Annotated in this window: 12 protein-coding genes; 5 read left to right on the forward strand and 7 right to left on the reverse strand. The window is 74.4% G+C overall.

What is annotated here, in order from left to right:
- The first annotated feature begins 7 nt into the window (after positions 1–7).
- Both M1L60_RS23965 and M1L60_RS23970 read left to right on the forward strand, forming a co-directional pair.
- Complete coding sequence (locus tag M1L60_RS23965; protein WP_253239735.1) at positions 8–2,665, forward strand: AAA family ATPase; 2,658 nt, start codon at positions 8–10, stop codon at positions 2,663–2,665.
- 30 nt (positions 2,666–2,695) lie between these two features.
- Positions 2,696–5,044 carry a glycoside hydrolase family 65 protein gene (locus tag M1L60_RS23970; protein WP_253239736.1) on the forward strand — a complete coding sequence of 783 codons (2,349 nt, stop codon included), beginning with the start codon at positions 2,696–2,698 and terminating at the stop codon, positions 5,042–5,044.
- Here the strand turns inward: M1L60_RS23970 and M1L60_RS23975 are convergent.
- A complete protein-coding gene (locus M1L60_RS23975; RefSeq protein ID WP_253239737.1) occupies positions 5,041–5,595 on the reverse strand; it encodes a response regulator transcription factor in 555 nt (184 codons plus the stop codon). The two genes, M1L60_RS23970 and M1L60_RS23975, sit on opposite strands and share 4 nt — an antisense overlap.
- On the opposite strand from M1L60_RS23975, the gene M1L60_RS23980 reads away from it, so the two are divergent.
- Positions 5,551–6,300 (forward strand): FtsX-like permease family protein, encoded by a 750-nt coding sequence (locus M1L60_RS23980; RefSeq protein WP_253239738.1) that lies wholly within the window; start codon positions 5,551–5,553, stop codon positions 6,298–6,300. The genes M1L60_RS23975 and M1L60_RS23980 overlap by 45 nt on opposite strands.
- Here the strand turns inward: M1L60_RS23980 and M1L60_RS23985 are convergent.
- Positions 6,242–8,938: an ATP-binding protein gene (locus M1L60_RS23985; RefSeq protein ID WP_253239739.1), complete on the reverse strand. Its 2,697-nt coding sequence runs from the start codon at positions 8,936–8,938 to the stop codon at positions 6,242–6,244. The genes M1L60_RS23980 and M1L60_RS23985 overlap by 59 nt on opposite strands.
- 77 nt (positions 8,939–9,015) lie before the next feature.
- Complete coding sequence (locus M1L60_RS23990) at positions 9,016–11,769, reverse strand: ATP-binding protein (RefSeq protein ID WP_253239740.1); 2,754 nt, start codon at positions 11,767–11,769, stop codon at positions 9,016–9,018.
- 101 nt (positions 11,770–11,870) lie between these two features.
- Between M1L60_RS23990 and M1L60_RS23995 the strand changes: the two genes are divergently transcribed.
- Positions 11,871–12,662, forward strand: a complete 792-nt coding sequence (locus M1L60_RS23995) for an alpha/beta hydrolase (protein ID WP_253239741.1) — start codon at positions 11,871–11,873, stop codon at positions 12,660–12,662.
- Positions 12,662–13,426 carry an SDR family NAD(P)-dependent oxidoreductase gene (locus tag M1L60_RS24000; protein ID WP_253239742.1) on the forward strand — a complete coding sequence of 255 codons (765 nt, stop codon included), beginning with the start codon at positions 12,662–12,664 and terminating at the stop codon, positions 13,424–13,426. The genes M1L60_RS23995 and M1L60_RS24000 overlap by 1 nt, the downstream gene beginning before the upstream one ends.
- Before the next feature lie 14 nt (positions 13,427–13,440).
- On the opposite strand, the gene M1L60_RS24005 is transcribed toward M1L60_RS24000, so the two are convergent.
- The 4 genes from M1L60_RS24005 to M1L60_RS24020 form a co-directional block, all read right to left on the reverse strand.
- A complete protein-coding gene (locus M1L60_RS24005; RefSeq protein ID WP_253239743.1) occupies positions 13,441–13,935 on the reverse strand; it encodes a dihydrofolate reductase family protein in 495 nt (164 codons plus the stop codon).
- Between the two features lie 111 nt (positions 13,936–14,046).
- Positions 14,047–14,457: a peptidase inhibitor family I36 protein gene (locus M1L60_RS24010; RefSeq protein WP_253239744.1), complete on the reverse strand. Its 411-nt coding sequence runs from the start codon at positions 14,455–14,457 to the stop codon at positions 14,047–14,049.
- Between the two features lie 72 nt (positions 14,458–14,529).
- Entirely contained in the window at positions 14,530–15,171 is a 642-nt protein-coding gene (locus M1L60_RS24015) for a response regulator transcription factor (protein WP_253239745.1), read from the reverse strand.
- Positions 15,168–16,346, reverse strand: a complete 1,179-nt coding sequence (locus M1L60_RS24020) for a sensor histidine kinase (protein WP_253239746.1) — start codon at positions 16,344–16,346, stop codon at positions 15,168–15,170. The genes M1L60_RS24015 and M1L60_RS24020 overlap by 4 nt, the downstream gene beginning before the upstream one ends.
- Positions 16,347–16,535: the final 189 nt, after the last annotated feature.

Here is a 16,535-nt window from a genome sequence, read left to right on the forward strand (position 1 = left end):
TGTCACCATGACTTCGCCGCTGATCGGCCGGCACGACGAGAAGCGCCGCATCGAGGCGCTGACCGCCGCGGCCGCCGACGGCCGGGGCGGGGCGCTGGTGCTGCGGGGCGAGGCCGGCATCGGCAAGAGCGCGCTGCTCGACCACGCCGTCCACGGGGCGCCGTCGTTCCGGGTGGTCGAGGCGTCCGGGTCGGAGTTCGAGCAGGAGCTGCCGTACTCCGGCCTGCACCAGCTCTGCCTGCCGATGCTCGGGCACCTGGACGACCTGCCGGCCCACCAGCGCGACGCCTTGCGGGTGGCTTTCGGCCTGGCCGAGGGCGCGCCGGGTGAACTCCGGATCGGCCTGTCCGCGCTCGGGCTGATGTCGGCCGCGGCCCGCGAGCGCCCGCTGCTGTGCCGGATCGACGACGCGCAGTGGCTGGACGACGCCTCGGCCCGGGTGCTGCGGTTCCTGGCCCGCCGGGTGGCGACCGACCCGATCGCCCTGTTCTTCGCCGTCCGGTACGCCGAGCAGGCCGACGAGTTCGCCGAGCTGCCCGACGTGCACGTCGGCGGTCTGGCCGACGACCAGGCCCGGGCCCTGCTGGCCGAGCGCAGCCCGTTCCCGCTGGACGACCAGGTACGCGACCGGCTGGTGGCCGAGGCCCGGGGCAGCCCGCTGGCCCTGCTCGAACTGCCCCGGGCCGGCGGGTTCGCGCCACCCGACGGGGTGCCGACCGGGATCGAGCACGTCTACCGGGAGCGACTGACCGGCCTGTCCGACGAGGCCCGGCTGCTGCTGATCGTGGCCGCCGCCGACCCGACCGGCGATCCCGGCCTGCTCTGGAGCGCCGCCCACCACCTCGATCTCGACCTGAGCCGGACCAGCGCCGAGGCGGCCGGCACCGGGCTGGCCGCGTTCGGCCCGCGTGTCGGCTTCTGCCACCCGCTGGCCCGGTCCGCGGTCTACCGGGCCGCCACCGACGGCGAGCGCCGCACCGCCCACCGCGCGCTGGCCGCGGCCACCGACCCGGACACCGCGCCCGACCGGCGGGCCTGGCACCGGGCCCAGGCCGGCGCCGGCCCCGACGACCAGGTCGCCGACGAGCTCGACCGGTGCGCGGCCCGCGCCCAGGCCCGTGGTGGCGTGGCCGCGGCGGCCGCGTTCCTCGAACGCTCGGTGGCGCTCTCGCTCGACCCGGAGCGCCGGATCACCCGGACCCTGGCCGCCGCGCAGGCCGCCTTCGACGCGGGCGCCAGCGACAACACGGTCACGTTGCTCAACACGCTCGACGAGGCCACGCTAGGCCCGCCGCAGCTCGCGCAGTCCGACCTGTTGCGGGGACGGGCCGCGTTCGCCCGGCACCACGACGGCACCGGCCCACGGCTGATGGTGCGAGCGGCCGAGCGACTGTCCGGCGTGGACCCCGAGCAGTCCCGGCACAGCTTCCTGGACGCCCTCGAGATGAGCCTGGTCGTCGGCCGGGCCGGCGGTGTGATCGGCCCGGTGGTCGCCGCGGCCCGGACCTCGGCCCCCGCCTCGACCGCCCCCGACCTGCTGGACGCGCTGGTCGTGCTGGAGACGCACGGCTACCCGGCCGCGGCGCCGTTGCTGCGCCGGGCCGTCGACGACGAGGCCGAGTGGGCGCGGCGGCCCGCGCTGGCCACGATGGTCGCCGTCGAGTTGTTCGACCCGGATCTGCACACCGTCATCTCCGACTGGCTGGTGAAGACGGGCCGGGCGACCGGCTCGCCGCTGCGGCTGCGGCTCGGCCTGGCCCAGAAGGCCGTCGAGGCGATCGTGCTGACCGGTGACCCGGCCCAGGCCCTCGCGGCCACGGCCGAGGAGGCCGCCATCGCCGACGCCACCGACGCCGCCCCGCTGCTCTACCACCGGCTGCACCTGGCCGCCCAGCGGGGCCGGCGCGACGAGTTCCTCGAGTTGGCCGCGGCCGTCGCGGCCGAACCGGACCAGGCCGGGTGGGTCACCAACCGGCACGCGACGGCGGCCACCCTGCACAACGGGCTGGCCGACTACCCGGCGGCGCTGGCCGCGGCGCGGCGGGCCACCGAGCACGACGACATCTTCCTCACCGGGCCGGCGCTGCCCGAGCTGATCGAGGCGGCCGTCCGCTGCGACGAATCGGCGGTGGCCACGGCCGCGCTGGTGACGCTGACCGAGCGTACGCAAGCAAGTGGAACCACCACCGGGCTGGGCGTGGCCGCCTATGCGCGCGGGCTCGTGACCGGGGCCGAGGAACACTACCTGCAGGCGGTCGAGCTGCTCGCCGAGAGCCGCCTGACGCCCTATCTGGGTCGCGCCCATCTGCTGTACGGCGAATGGCTGCGCCGCCAGGGCCGGCGTCGCGACTGCCGGCAGCATCTGCGCACCGCCCACGACCTGCTCGCCCGGGCCGGCCAGGACGGCTTCGCCCGGCGGGCCGCCGACGAGCTGCGGGCCACCGGCGAACGGGTGCGGTCGCGCTCCGAGCACCCGTACGAGAAGCTGACCATGCAGGAGGTGGCCGTGGCCCGCCTGGTCGGCGCGGGCGCCACCTCGAACGAGGTCGCCGGTCAGCTCTACGTCAGTAAACGCACGGTCGACGCCCACCTGCGCAGCATCTTCCGCAAGCTCGGCCTCACGTCGCGTCGGCAGTTGCGGGACCACCCCGACCTGGCCGTTTGACCAGCACCGCGGCCCGGGTAGGGGTACGGGATGGTCAATGACGCTGTGTACCCGGTCGAGCCCTGGCAGGTGCGGGAGCCCGCCCTCGAGATGGACCGGCTGGGGCAGTCCGAGTCGGTGCTCGCGCTCGGCAACGGGCACATCGGGCTGCGGGCCAACCTCGACGAGGGCGAGCCGCACGTCATCGCCGGCACCTATCTCAACGGGTTCTACGAACAGCGCCCGCTGCCCTACCCGGAGGGCGGCTACGGCTACCCGGAGCAGGGTCAGACCGTCGTCAACGTCACCGACGGCAAGCTCATCCGGCTCATGGTCGACGACGAGCCGTTCCACGTGGCCCACGGCCGGCTCCACGCCCACGACCGCGTCCTCGACCTGCGTGACGGCGTGCTGCGCCGCTCGGTCGACTGGGAGTCGCCGGCCGGGCGGCGGGTCCGCATCCGCAGTACGCGGCTGGTGTCGTTCACCCAGCGGGCCGTGGCCGCGATCGACTACGAGGTCGAGGCGCTCGACCACGAGGTCCGGATCACGGTGCAGTCCAGCCTGGTGGCCAACGAGAAACAGCCGCAGCCGTCGTCCGACCCCCGGGTCGCCGCCGCCCTGGACCGCCCCCTCGCGGCCGTCGGTCAGGACACCGAGCAGCACGGCGCAGTGCTGCTGCACCGCACCCGGGCCAGCAAGCTGCTGATGGGCGCGGGCATGGACCACGTCGTCGACGCGCCCGGCGACTACGACGAGGAGACCGACGTCCGCGAGGACTGGGCCCGCACCACCTTCGTCACCGTGCTGCAGCCCGGCCAGCGGCTGCGGATCACCAAGTTCCTGGGGTACGCGTGGAGTTCGTCGCGCTCCCCCGAGGCCGTGCGCGACCAGGTGGCGGGCGCGTTGACCGGCGCGGGCTACGCCGGCTGGGACGGCCTGGCCGCCGAGCAGCGGGCCTACCTCGACGAGTTCTGGGACTCGGCCGACGTCGAGATCGACGGTGACCCGGTGCTGCAGCAGGCGGTCCGGTTCAGCCTGTTCCACGTGCTGCAGGCCGGGGCCCGGGCCGAGCGCCGGGCCATCGGGGCCAAGGGGCTCACCGGCCCCGGCTACGACGGGCACGCCTTCTGGGACACCGAGGGTTTCGTGCTGCCGCTGCTGACCTACATCGCCCCGCACGCCGCGGCCGACGCGCTGCGCTGGCGGCACAGCATCCTCGAGCAGGCCCGGCACCGCGCCCGCACGCTCGGCCTGGCCGGCGCGGCCTTCCCGTGGCGCACGATCCGGGGCGAGGAGTGCTCGGCCTACTGGCCCGCGGGCACGGCTGCCCTGCACCTGAACGCCGTGATCGCCCGGGCCGTCGACCGCTACCGCGAGGTCACCGGCGACGAGTCGCTGGAGCAGGACTGCGGCCTGGACATGCTGGTCGAGACGGCCCGCCTGTGGGTGTCGCACGGTCACCACGACGCCGACGGGGTGTGGCACGTCGACGGGGTCACCGGCCCCGACGAGTACAGCGCGGTCGCCGACGACAACCTGTTCACCAATCTGATGGCGGCCCGGAACCTGCGCGCGGCCGTGGCTGCCTGCGCCCGCCGGCCCGAGGCGGCCGACCGGCTCGGGGTCGGGCCGGACGAGACCGACGCCTGGCTGGCCGCGGCCGAGGCGGTGCACGTGCCGGTCAACGAGCGGCTCGGCGTGCACGAGCAGTCGGCCGGCTTCACCCGGTACGCCCCGTGGGACTTCGCGGCCGAGCACCCGGGCGAGCCGTTGATGCTGCACGCGCCGTACTTCCAGCTCTACCGCCGCCAGGTGATCAAGCAAGCCGACGTGGTGCTGGCGATGCACTGGTGCTCCGACGAGTTCACGGCCGAGCAGAAGGCCCGCAACGTCGACTACTACGAGCGGATCACCGTCCGGGACTCGTCGTTGTCGGCCTGCACCCAGTCCGTGCTGTGCGCCGAGGTCGGCCACCTCGAACTGGCCCACGACTACGCCTCCGAGGCGGCCCTGGTCGACCTGCGCGACCTGCACGACAACGCCCAGCACGGCCTGCACCTGGCCTCGCTGGCCGGCGCCTGGTCGTCGATCGTCGAAGGTTTCGGCGGCCTGCGGGAGCGGGGCGCGGTGCTCACGCTGGCCCCGCGCCTGCCCGAGGGCATCACCGGATTGCGCTTCCGCCTGCGCCACAGCGGCCGGCGCCTGCTCGTCGAGGCCGACCACGACACCGTACGGGTCACCCTGCGCGACGACTCCGGCGGTCGTTTCCCGTTCCGCCTGTACGACGAACCGGTCGAGGCCGCGGCCGGCGAACCCGTGCAACGCCCCGTCGTGGCGTTCAAGCCGTTGCTTCCCCAGCCACAGCAGCCGCCCGGTTACGCCCCCGAGCGCGCCTAGACCCTCAAGTAGGCAAGGACGGCCCGGACGCGGCGGTGGGTGTCCTCGGCCGGGGGCAGCCCGAGCTTGCTGAAGATGCTGCGGATGTGCTTGGCCACCGAGGCTTCGGTGACGGTCAGCCCGGCGGCGATGGCCAGGTTCGACCGTCCCTCGGCGACGAGTGCCAGCACCTCCCGTTCGCGGGCGGTCAGCGCGTCGAGCGGGTCCGGGCGCCGCCGCAGCATCTGCCGGACGACCTCGGGGTCGACGACGGTGCCCCCGTCCACCACCCGGTGCACGGCGTCGACGAATTCGCCGACGTGGCCGATCCTGTCCTTGAGCAGATAGCCGAGGTGGGTGCCGTCGCCGGCGTTCAGCAACTCGGTCGCGTACCGGGTCTCGACGTACTGGCTCAGCACGACGACCGGCCGGCGCGGACGCGTCCGGCGCAGCTCCAGCGCCGCCCGCAGACCCTCGTCCTGGAAGTCCGGCGGCATCCGCACATCGGTCACCACCACGTCCGGCTCGTGGTCGGCGACCGCCGTGCGCAGGCCGGCGCCGTCGCCGGACACCTCGACGCTCAGCGCGCCGCCGGCCGGTCGGTCGAGGTCTGGCTCGGCGACGGGACCCGGCGCTCCCTGCGGGTGGTCGCGGTGCTGGCCACCGGCACCGGCAGCAACGGCGTCCATGTGACCGGGCGCAACGCCGGCGGGGCCCCGACCGACCACCTGGAACTGTCGTGGCGGCCCGGCACGGACACCGCTGCCGCCGAGGCGGCCGTGCGGGCGGCCCTGGCTCCGTCCGGCGCCCGGGTGCGGACGGGCGACGACTGGATCGCCGATCAACGGCCCACCGGCAGCCGCCAGACCCTGGCCGGCTACCTGGTGGTGCTGGGCATCGCCCTGATCTACACCGGCATCGCCGTCGCCACCACGATGGTGATGGCGACCTCGGACCGCGTCGGCGAGACGGCCGTGCTCCGGCTGGTCGGTGCCACGCGACGGCAGGTGGTGCTGTTCGTGGTGGCCGAGACGCTGGCCGTCGTGGCCGCCGGCGCGATCCTCGGGTTGCTGGTGACCCTGCTGAACCTGCTCGGTCTCTGGGCCGCCCTGGCCGCCCTGTCGGCGCCGGCCGTCGTCGTCGTGCCGTGGCCGGTCCTCGCCGGCACCTCCCTGGCCTGCGCCGTGATCGCCGCCCTGACGGCCGGGGCGACGACGGTCAGCGCGCTGAGAAGGCGTCCGAGGACAGGGCGGCGGCCAGCTTGCGGCGGGACGTGATGCCCAGCTTCCGGAAGACCCTCGTCAGGTGGTACTCCACGGTGGAGGTGCTGAGGAACAGGCGGGCGGCGATCTCGCTGTTGGTCGCGCCGCCCGCGGCGAGCCCGGCCACCTGCCGTTCCTGCGGGGTCAGGTCGCGGTCGGCGCGGTCGTCCCGGGCCCGGGGCCGCTCGCCGGTGGCCAGCAGTTCGACTCGGGCGCGGTCGGCGAAGGCGGCCGCGCCCATGCGGGTGAACATGTCGTGGGCGGTGCGCAGTTCGGCCCGGGCGTCGGCCCGGCGGCGGCGCCGACGCAGCCACTCGCCGTACAAAAGGTGGCTGCGGGCCAGTTCGGTGCGGATCCGGGTCCGGTCGAGCAGCTCGATCGACTCGCGGTAGAGCGGCTCGGCCTGGTCGTCGTCGGCCATCAGGGCGCGGCACCGGGCCAGCAGGCCCAGCCCCCACGGGGTGCCGCTGACCGGGGCCCGCTCCTCCAGCCGGACCAGGGCCGCCTTGGCCGCCTGGTGGTCACCGCCGCGCAGGCCGGCCTCGACGATCTCGTGCAGCGAGCGGGTGGCCGCGCCCGGCTTGTCATGCTCCAGCGAGGGCCGCAGGACGGCCAGCGCCTCCGGGTAGCGGCCCAGGCTGATCTCGAGGACGGCCACCGAGTTGCGGACCAGGCCGTCGAGTGCGGTGGCCCCGGCGGCCAGGGCCCGCACCTCGTCCGCCCGGCCGCGCCAGGCCAGCAACTCGATCCGCTCGACGCCGCCGAGCACCGGCGGCCCGACCACCCGCGACAGGTCGGCCGACTCGTCCTGCAGCGCCTCGGCCGCGTCGAACCGGCCCGCGCGCAGCTCCCAGGCGACCCCGACGGCCAGCGTGGTCCGCAGGGTGCCCAGGGCGCCGCTGCGGCGGTCGTACTCCTCGAGCCGCCGCCACACCCGCCGACCGGCCTGTTCGTCCCACAGGTCGTCGGCCGCGAGCACACTGATGACCGCGAGCGGCGGGCCGTCCTCGGCCAAGTCGTCATCGCCGGCCAGAGCGTCCAGCGCGGCCCGCAGCAGCGGCACCGCGCCCGTGTAGTCGCCGGTCATGCGGGTGGCACAGCCGGTCAGGAACAGGTCCGCGTACGTGGCCCGGCCCGGCGCCGCGCCCCGTGCGGAGCGGGCCAGCGCGAGCATGGTCGCGTGATCGTCGGTGATCAGGACGGCCTGCATCGCCTCGAACATCATCCGCCGGGCCAGCTCGGGCTCCTCGCCGGCGATCGACGCGGCCGCCTCCGACAGGATCGCGGGCGCGGCGGCGTAGCGGCCCGCGTACGTCTCGGCCGTCGCCCGGGCCCGCCGGGCCAGCGCCCGCGGCACGGGCCGGTCGAGGCCGGGCTCGGCCCGGTCGAGCATCCGGCCCGCGGCGTCCGGGTCGCCCAGCACGAGATGGGCCCGGGCCGCCGCGACCAGGCGGGCAGCCTGCGCGCGGGGATCGGGTGAGAGCTCGGCCGCCCGGGACAGGAACGCGGCCTGCTCGGCGTGACCGCCGCGGGCCCGGGCCCGTTCGGACGCCTGCTCCAGCTGCGCGGCGACCTGTTCGTCGAGCCCGATCGTGGCCTGCGCACGGTGCCAGGCATGCCGGTCGGGGTCGAGCACCGGGTCGTACGCGGCGGCCAGCGCGGCGTGGGCGGCCCGCCGGCCGGCCGCGTCGGCGCCGCGATAGACGGCCGACCGGATCAGCGGGTGCCGGAAGTCGAGCGCCGGGGTCAGCAGCCCCTCGGCCAGCGCCCGGTCGGCGTGGTCGGGCGCGATGCCGAGATGCCCGGCGGCCCGCCACAGCAGCGACGGATTCCCCGGGGGCGCGGCCGCGACGAGCAGCAGCAGCGACCGGGTTTCCGCCGGGAGCGGCCGGATCCGCTGCCGGAAGTGCGTTTCCAGCCGTACGCCCACCGGCAGCGGCGTGGGCAGCGGCACCATGCCGGCGAGCTGGCCGGGGGTGAGCGTGCGGGCGAGCTCGGTCAGGGCCAGCGGGTTGCCGCCGGTGCCGGCCACGATGGTCGCGGCCACCGCGCCGTCGAGGCGGCCGGTCACGGTGGCCGCCAGCAGGTGCCGGGCGTCGTCGTCGGGCAGTCCGGGCAGGGCCAGCGTGGGCAGCCCGCCGACCAGGGCCGGGCCGTCGTGGCGGGTGGCGAACAGCAGCCCGATGGGCTCGGCGTGCAGCCGGCGGGCGACGAAGGCCAGGGCGTCGGCCGACTCCCGGTCCAGCCATTGCGCGTCGTCGATCACGCACAGCAGCGGTTCGAGGGTGGACGCCCCGGCCAGCAGGGTGAGCGTGGCCATGCCGACCAGGTAGCGGTCGGCTCCGCCGCCGGCAGTGTGGCCGAACGCCGTACGCAATGCCTCGCGCTGTGGACCGGGAAGCCCGTCGACGCCGGGCAGCCAGGGCCGCAGCAGCCGGTGCAGGGCCGCGTACCCGAGGCACATCTCCGGCTCGACCCCGGCCACCGGGACGACCCGCACGTCCGGGCAGCTCGCGGCCACCCGGTCGAGCAGGCTGGTCTTGCCGGTGCCGGGCTCGCCCACGACGACCACGGTGCCGCTGCGCCCGTCCCGGACTCCGGCCAGAAGTTCCGCCAATACCTGCTGTTCCTGGTGACGGCCGACAAACCCCATCGCGGCACCACCCCCGGCCTCCAGGGGACCACCCGGCACCACCCGGGCACGCCAGGGAACGACCCTAAGCCGGGGTCCTAGGGTTGCCCGCGCAGGGCGTCGGCGAGCAGCCGGCGCGAGGAGATGCCGAGCTTGGCGTAGATGCGCGACAGGTGGTATTCCACGGTCTTCTGGCTGACGTAGAGCTCGGCCGCGGCCTCCTGGTTGGTGCGCCCGTTGGCGATGACGTGGGCCACCGACAGTTCACGCTCGGTCAGCGTCAGGGGCCGGCCGGGCTCGCTCTCGGCCGCGGTCAGCCCGGCGGTGGCCAGGTCTTGCTCGCAGCGCTGCTGAAACGGGACGGCCCGCAGCGGGCTGAAGCGGCGGTGGGCCCGGGTGAGCCAGGTCGCGGCGTCGCGGCGGGAGGCCGACCCGGTGGCCAGCAGCAGTTTCCCGTGCGCGTGCTCGAGCATGGCCCGGTAGAGGGGCGCGGTGTCGGCGTCGACCTCGACGGTCAGGGCCTGCCGGTAGACCTCCACCGCGTCGAGGGGGCGGTGGCGCGCCTCGGCCAGCTGGCCGGTGAGCCGGGCGACGACGTCGCGCAGGTAACCGCCGGGGTCGTGCTCGGCCCGCAGGTCGGTCAGCACGACCTCGGCGTCGTCGAGCCGCCCCTGACCGGTCAGCGCCTCGACCAGCAACGACTGCTGCCACAGCCGGAACGGCTTGAACCGCAGGGTGGTCCCGTCGAGCAGCGGCTGCAGCGAGCGGTGCAGGCCGGCGAAGTCGGCCCGGGCCTGGGCCACCGTGGCCGCGGCCAGCGACGAATAGACGATGTCGGGCGGGGACCCGAAGGTCTGCACGATGTCCGACAGCTCGTCGAGGCGGCCCTCGGCCCGCTGCCACTCGCCCCGGCCGGCGTCGACGCAGACCGCGGCGAACCGGCCCGCCGCGTCGAAGGCCAGCTGGTCCTGGGAAGCGGCGACGGCCCGGGCCCGGTCGGCCGCGGACTCGCTCTCGTCCCACTCGCCGGCCAGGTAGTGCACGACCGATTGCAGGGCCAGCGTGGCCGGGCCGAGCCGGGAGCTCGCGCCCTGCTGGTCGCGCACGGCAACGGTCCGCAGGTCGGCCCGGGCCTCGGGCAGCCGGCCCAGGAACAGCCGCATCACCCCGCGGGTGGCCAGCGTGTCGAGGCTGTCGTCACGGACGTCGACGCCGGCCACGGGCAGGTGGGCCAGATCGGCCAGCGCCGCGCGCGGACCCTGGTCCCACATCCGCCCGGTGGCGACCAGGGCCCGGGCCAGGTCGGTGGTGGCCGGGTCGAGGTCGCCGAGGGCCAGGGTCCGGCCGGCGATCTCGACCGTGTCGGCGCCCCGGCCGCTCGCGATGGTGATCTGGGCCAGGAACAGGCCGGCCAGGGCGGCGACCCAGCCCGCGCCGGCCTCGCGCCAGGCCTCGTTCAGGTGCTCCTCGGCGGTGGGGATCCGGCCCGTCATCATGTCCATGATCCCCAGGACACAGCTGCGCAACGGCCCCGGCGCGCAGTCCTCGACCTGTGGCCGCAGCGGCAGCGTGCGGTCGGCCCGCAAGGTCAGCAACGACTGCGCGCACGAGGTGAGCAGCCGCCGTTCCCGGTCGTCGCGGCCGGGCGACAGGGCCGAGGCCCAGCCCAGCCGGGTGGCGGCGATGGCGTTGCGCCCGGCCGCGGCCTCCTGCAGGCCGGACTGCTCGAGTTCGGCCGCCAGGGTCTCGTCGGTGGTGGTCGCGGCCGCGACCCGGTGGCTCCAGCTCACGGCCGTGCCGACCAGGTCGGCCGCGCCGGCGTGCAGGGCGCGCCGCCGCTCCGGGCTGAGCGCGTCGTAGATGGCATCCCGTTGCAGGGCGTGGACCAGGGCGACCGGGCTCTGCGGCTCGTTCGGCCACCACACGGCGAGACCACCGCTCAGCGCCGGCCCGAGCGCGTGGGCCGGGTCGGGCACCCCGGCCAGGCGACCGGCCGTGACCAGCGGTGTGCGGGCGTCCAGCACGGCCAGCGCGTCGAGCAGTTCGCGGGACTCGGCCGGCAGCCGGTCGAGCTGGGCGTTGATGGCCACCAGCAGCGAGCGCGGCACCGGCCAGCGCCGCAGGCCGTCGTCGCGCAGCATCTCGGCCGGCACTTCGGTCAGCACCGTGCGCAGGTGCAGCGGGTGGCCGCCGGTGTAGTCGTGCAGCCGGTCGCTCAGCCCCGGGGTCAGCGGCCCCTCGATCATGGCCCGGGTCAACCGGGCCACCTCGTCGCCGGCCAGTCCGTTCAGGTCGATGCGGGTCGTGCGGTCCGAGGAGCGCAGCAGCCGGTCCAGCGACTCGTCGGCCGATCCGCCGGCGGGGCGGGTGGCCAGGACGGTCAGGACGTGGTCGGACCACAGGCGGCGCAGGACGAAGCTCAGCGCCTGCGTCGACTGCCGGTCGGCCCACTGCAGATCGTCCACGACCACGGCCACCGGGCGCCCGGCCGGTTGCAGCTCGCCCAGCAGGAGCAGCAGCTGGCCGCCGATGACGTGCGGGGTCGAGGCGGCCGCGGGTTCGGCCAGCAGCGGGAAGCGGGCCAGTACGGACGGGTCGGCCCGCCGGGTCAGTTGGCCGATCACGCCGTACGGGAAATCGGTCTCGGACGCGTCGGCCGTCGCCCACAGGATGGTGAAATCGTCGAGCGACGCCGAAAAATGGCGTAACAGGGCGCTCTTGCCGATGCCGGCCTCACCCTCGACGACAGCCAACCGGGAGCCGCCGGCCCGCACCTCGTCGGCGCAGGCCCGCAGGCGCTCCGCCTCGCCCGCGCGGCCGACGAACAGCGGCGTGGCCTCCCCGCTGGTCACCGGTCGACCTTAGGAACCCCCGGTTCACCGGCGCAAGGAGCGCTCCCAGACTGTGGTCTTTCCCTGATGCGATCTGCCCGTACGGCTGGTGTTCTGCCCCCATGACTACACCGGTTGTCTTCATCCACGGTCTGTGGCTGCACGCCACCTCCTGGGAACCCTGGATCGAGTTGTTCCGGGCCGAGGGGTACGCACCGATCGCCCCCGGCTGGCCCGGCGACCCCGACACGGTGGCCGAGGCCCGCGAGACCCCCGAGAGCATCGCCGACCACGGCATCGACGACGTGGTCGAGCACTTCGCGAAGATCATCCGCACCCTGGACGAGGCCCCGATCCTCATCGGCCACTCGTTCGGCGGCATGATCGCCCAGAAGCTGCTCGGGCAGGACCTGGCCCGGGCCGCCGTCGCCATCGACGCCGCCCAGATCAAGGGCGTGCTGCCGCTGCCGCTGTCCGCGCTGCGGGCCACCCTGCCGGTGTTCAAGAACCCGGCCAACAAGCACCGCGCGGTGTCGCTGACCGCCGAGCAGTTCCGGTTCGCGTTCGGCAACGCGATCCCCCAGGCCGAGTCGGACGCGCTGTTCGAGCAGTGGACGATCCCGGCCCCCGGCAAGCCGCTGTTCGAGGCGGCCGCGGCCAACTTCGACCCGCACTCCCCGGCCAAGGTCGACACGGCCAACCAGTCCCGCGGCCCGCTGCTGCTGATGACCGGGGGCAAGGACCACACGGTGCCGGAGTCGGTCACCCGGGCCACGCTCAAGCAGTACCGGCACTCCGAGGCCGTCACCGACATCACCGAGTTCCCCGACCGCGGCCACTCGCTGACCATCGACAGCGGCTGGCGCGAGGTCGCCGGCACCGCGCTGACCTGGCTGCGGCAGCAGGGCCTCTGATGGCGTCCCGCACGGCGATCGTCACAGGCGCCAGCCGCGGTATCGGGCTCGCTGTCACGGCTGCCCTGGCCGCCGACGGTTTCACGGTGACGGCGGTGTCGAAGGGCGGATCACCCGAGCTGAAGGCCCTCGAGGACACCGGCCGGGTGCTCCCGGTGCTGGCCGACCTCACCGATCCGCAGGCCCCCGACGAGATCCTCGCCGCCCTGGACCAGGTGGACGTGCTGGTCAACAACGTCGGCGCGGTGCGGCCGCGCACCGGCGGGTTCCTGTCGGTGACCGACGCCGACTGGGCGGCGACACTCGACATCAACCTGCTGACCACCGTCCGCATGACCCGGGCCGTGCTGCCCCGGATGGTCGAGCGCGGCGCGGGCAGCATCGTCACCGTCGGCTCGGTCAACGCCGTCCTGCCGGACCCGCTGGTGATCGACTACAGCGCGGCCAAGGCGGCGCTGGCCAGCCTGTGCAAGTCACTGTCCAAGGAGTACGGGCCGTCGGGCATCCGGGTCAACACGGTCAGCCCGGGCCCGGTCGCCACGGCGTTGTGGCTGGGCGGGGGCGGGGTCGCCGACTCGGTCGCGAAGGCCACGGGCGCCGACCCGAAGGCTGTCGCCGCCCAAGCCGCGAGCCAGTCGGTGACCGGCCGCTTCACCCGCCCCGAGGAGGTCGCCGACCTCGTCGTCTACCTGGCCGGCGACAAGGCCGCGAACATCACCGGCTCGAACTTCGCCATCGACGGCGGCCTCGTCAGCACCATCTAGGGGGTTCTCTCGTGTCAGATCTGCCTTCCTGGTTCCTGGGCGGCCAGGTCAAAGTCCTCGTGCCCGGCCAGGCCGCCCACGGACCCCGCGGCGTGGCCCACAGCTATCTGGTACGAACGGCCCCAGGGCCGGCCGCTGCGGCTCGGGCACGCCTGGTCGGCCGCCGGCCCGCACACGGCGGCCATCCTGCGCGCCTGCTCGCGCACCGTGGCCACCGGGTCAGCGGTCACCGACACCGTGTTGTGCCACTCCCCCGGCGCGCCCGACCGCGAGACCAGAATCTTCTCGATCTCGTACATGCGGTTGTTGTAGGCGTCCTCGGACGGCTCGTTCCAGAACGGCGCGAACCCGTCGTAGGTCGCGCGCCCCTGCAGCAGCAGGTCACTGCCGGCGAGCAACGCGGTCCGGTATTTCGCGGCCGCATCGTCGAAGTACGGCAGCGACCATTTCTCCGGGTTCTCCTGAACTCCGTCTAGCGACACGTACATGGTGGCGATGACCTTGCGCATGGGATGGCTTCCTTCCGTTTCGCGTCGGCCCTCACTCTGCCCGGATCGCCGCCGCCATGGAACGTACTGCCTGGTCATGCCCCCTATGCCCGCTCGGCACAGGGGGCAGGATCAGCGGGAGACCATGCCCATCGAGCTCGCCACATCGTTCGGCAGCGCGGTGTGGATGTTGAAGTCCACGATCTGCCCAGCATTGATCTTCATCAGCTTCCGCCCCGTGCTGAAGCCCCCGTCCTCGTACACATAAACCGGGTACGGAGCCCGGTTGTAGATCGACGACACCGAGTCGTTGAGGTTGGCGCCGTTGGTGTACGTGTAGAACCGGAAGTCGGCGATCCCGTTGCCCGGCGCCAGATCCCGGAACACCCTGGTCGAGCCCTTCAGCCCCCAGTCCTGGTAGAGGCACACCTCCGACGCCCGGCAGGCGTACGCGGCCTGCGCCGCCGACGGCAGAACCGCCATCGAGGTGCCAACCGTCAGTGCCGTCACCACGGCACCCGTGATCGCAGTGCGCTTCTTCACTCGAGTTCTCCCTGCAAGTAGGTTCGCCACCGACGCTAATGACCACCTGTGGAAGAACTCTTGACCGCGCTTTCACACAGGTTCAGGGCCGGGCGGGTCGCGGATCAGGCGAGTCGCCTCGGCCCGGTCGGCTGCGCCGACCTTGGTGATGATGCCGGAGACGTAGTTGGCGACGGTTTTCGCCGACAGTCCCAGCCGCTCCGCGATCACCGGGTTGGCCAGCCCCTTGGCGAGCAGCCGGGCGATCGCGTCCTCACGGGGTGTGAACCGCCAGGGCCCGCCGCCGAGGGCTCGGACGGCTTCCGACGCCGGGGCGAACCCGGGGCGGGGAACGCCGGCGCCCAGCCACAGGGCGCCGGACAACGTCGCCCGGATGGCCGCGACGATCTGGTCCGGCTCGGAGTCCTTGACCACGTATCCGGAGGCGCCGGCCGCCAGCGCGGCCGCCACCGACTGCTCGTCGTCGTACATGGTGATGGCGACGACGGAAATCGGGCCGTACGCCGCGACGATGTGCTCGGTGGCCGCCACCCCGCCCAGCTCCGGCAGGCCCAGATCCATGAGCACCACATCCGGGCGCTCGCGGCCGACCACCTCGATCGCCTCCCGGCCGGAGGCCGCCTCGGCCACCACCTCGATCTCACTGGCCCGCAACAGGGCGACCAGGCCCTTGCGGAACACGGGATGGTCGTCGACCACCACCACGCGGATCATGCGGGCGCCCCCGGCGGCAACGGGAGCCGGACGGCGACCTCGCCCCCGCCCTGCGGCGCCCGGCCGAACCGGACCGTGCCGCCGAGCTCGGCCGCTCGTTCCCGGATCGAGGCCAGGCCCAGGCCCGGTGCGAGTCGCTCCGGAAAGCCCTGTCCGTCGTCACCCACGATGACCTCCAGATGGTCGGCCGCCAGGGCCAGGCTGATCACGCAGGCCCGGGCCCCGGCGTGACGGCGAACGTTGGTGACCGCCTCCTGCACGATCCGCAGCGCGGCCAGGTCGACTGCGGCCGGCAGGACGAGCCGGTGCTCCGGTGCCCGGACGGACACCTCCAGCCGGTCGGCCTGGACGCCGGCCGTGCGATGCCGGATCGCCGCCACCAACCCTCGGTCGTCAAGGATCGGCGGCCGCAGGCCGTACGCGATCTCGCGGGTCTGCGACACCGCGGCCTTGATGTCGCGGTACAGGTCATCGGCCAGCCTGACCAGGCCCTCGTCCACACCGGCAGCTCGCCGGGCCACCGCCGCTGCCGACAGGGCCAGCCCGGCCAGGCTGGGCGAGAGGTCGTCGTGCAGGTCCCGGCGCAGGCGGCGACGTTCCTCCTCCCGGGAATGGACGAGCCGGGCGTGCGCCTCGGTGAGGTCGGCCCGGGCGCGAGCGCCGTGCAGCGCGGGCGCGGCGTGCACGGCCAGCTGGGTGATAACCGTGCGGTCGCGGGCGGTCAGATCGGATTCACCGCGGCGCGGAGCAACGCTCAGGGTGGCCAGCTCCTCGCCCTGATAGACGACCGGGAAGACGACAGCGTCCGGGCCGGGCCGGCCGACCACGGCGGACAGGTGCGCCCCGCCGCGCAGTTCCGCCGAATCGAGATAGGTGGCGTCCACGATCACCTGGAGCACGGTGGCCGGCACCGCCGCGGCGTCCGGTTGCGCGTCGAGAGCCGCGCCGAGCCGGACGACAGCGAGCGCCGGATCGGCGCGGCCGCGATAGACGACCCAGTCGGCCAGCGAACCGGACAGCCGCACCGCCGGGACGGTGATCGCGCCGAGCCCCGCGGCTCCCCACCAGGCCGCGCCCGGGCCCGCGCCGGCCCGGGCGGCGAGCCCGGTGACCACACCGAACACGGGCGCGAGAACCAGCACCGCGAACGTGACCCGCAGAACCGCCCGCAACATCACGTCCACCGCCGCCAGCCCCGGCCGGAGCAGACCGATCGCGAACCCGGCCGCCGCGGGCAGGCCGGCCAGGTTCGCGGCGGCGACCGACCACGGGCCGTCCGACCCGATCGTGCCGCCCCTCGGCGACGAACAGCACCGCGAACAGTTCCACGCACACCAGCGAGCCGAGCAGGGCCCAGCGCACCC

Origin of the sequence: Paractinoplanes aksuensis (assembly GCF_024137025.1) — a bacterium.
Lineage (GTDB): Bacteria > Actinomycetota > Actinomycetes > Mycobacteriales > Micromonosporaceae > Actinoplanes > Actinoplanes aksuensis.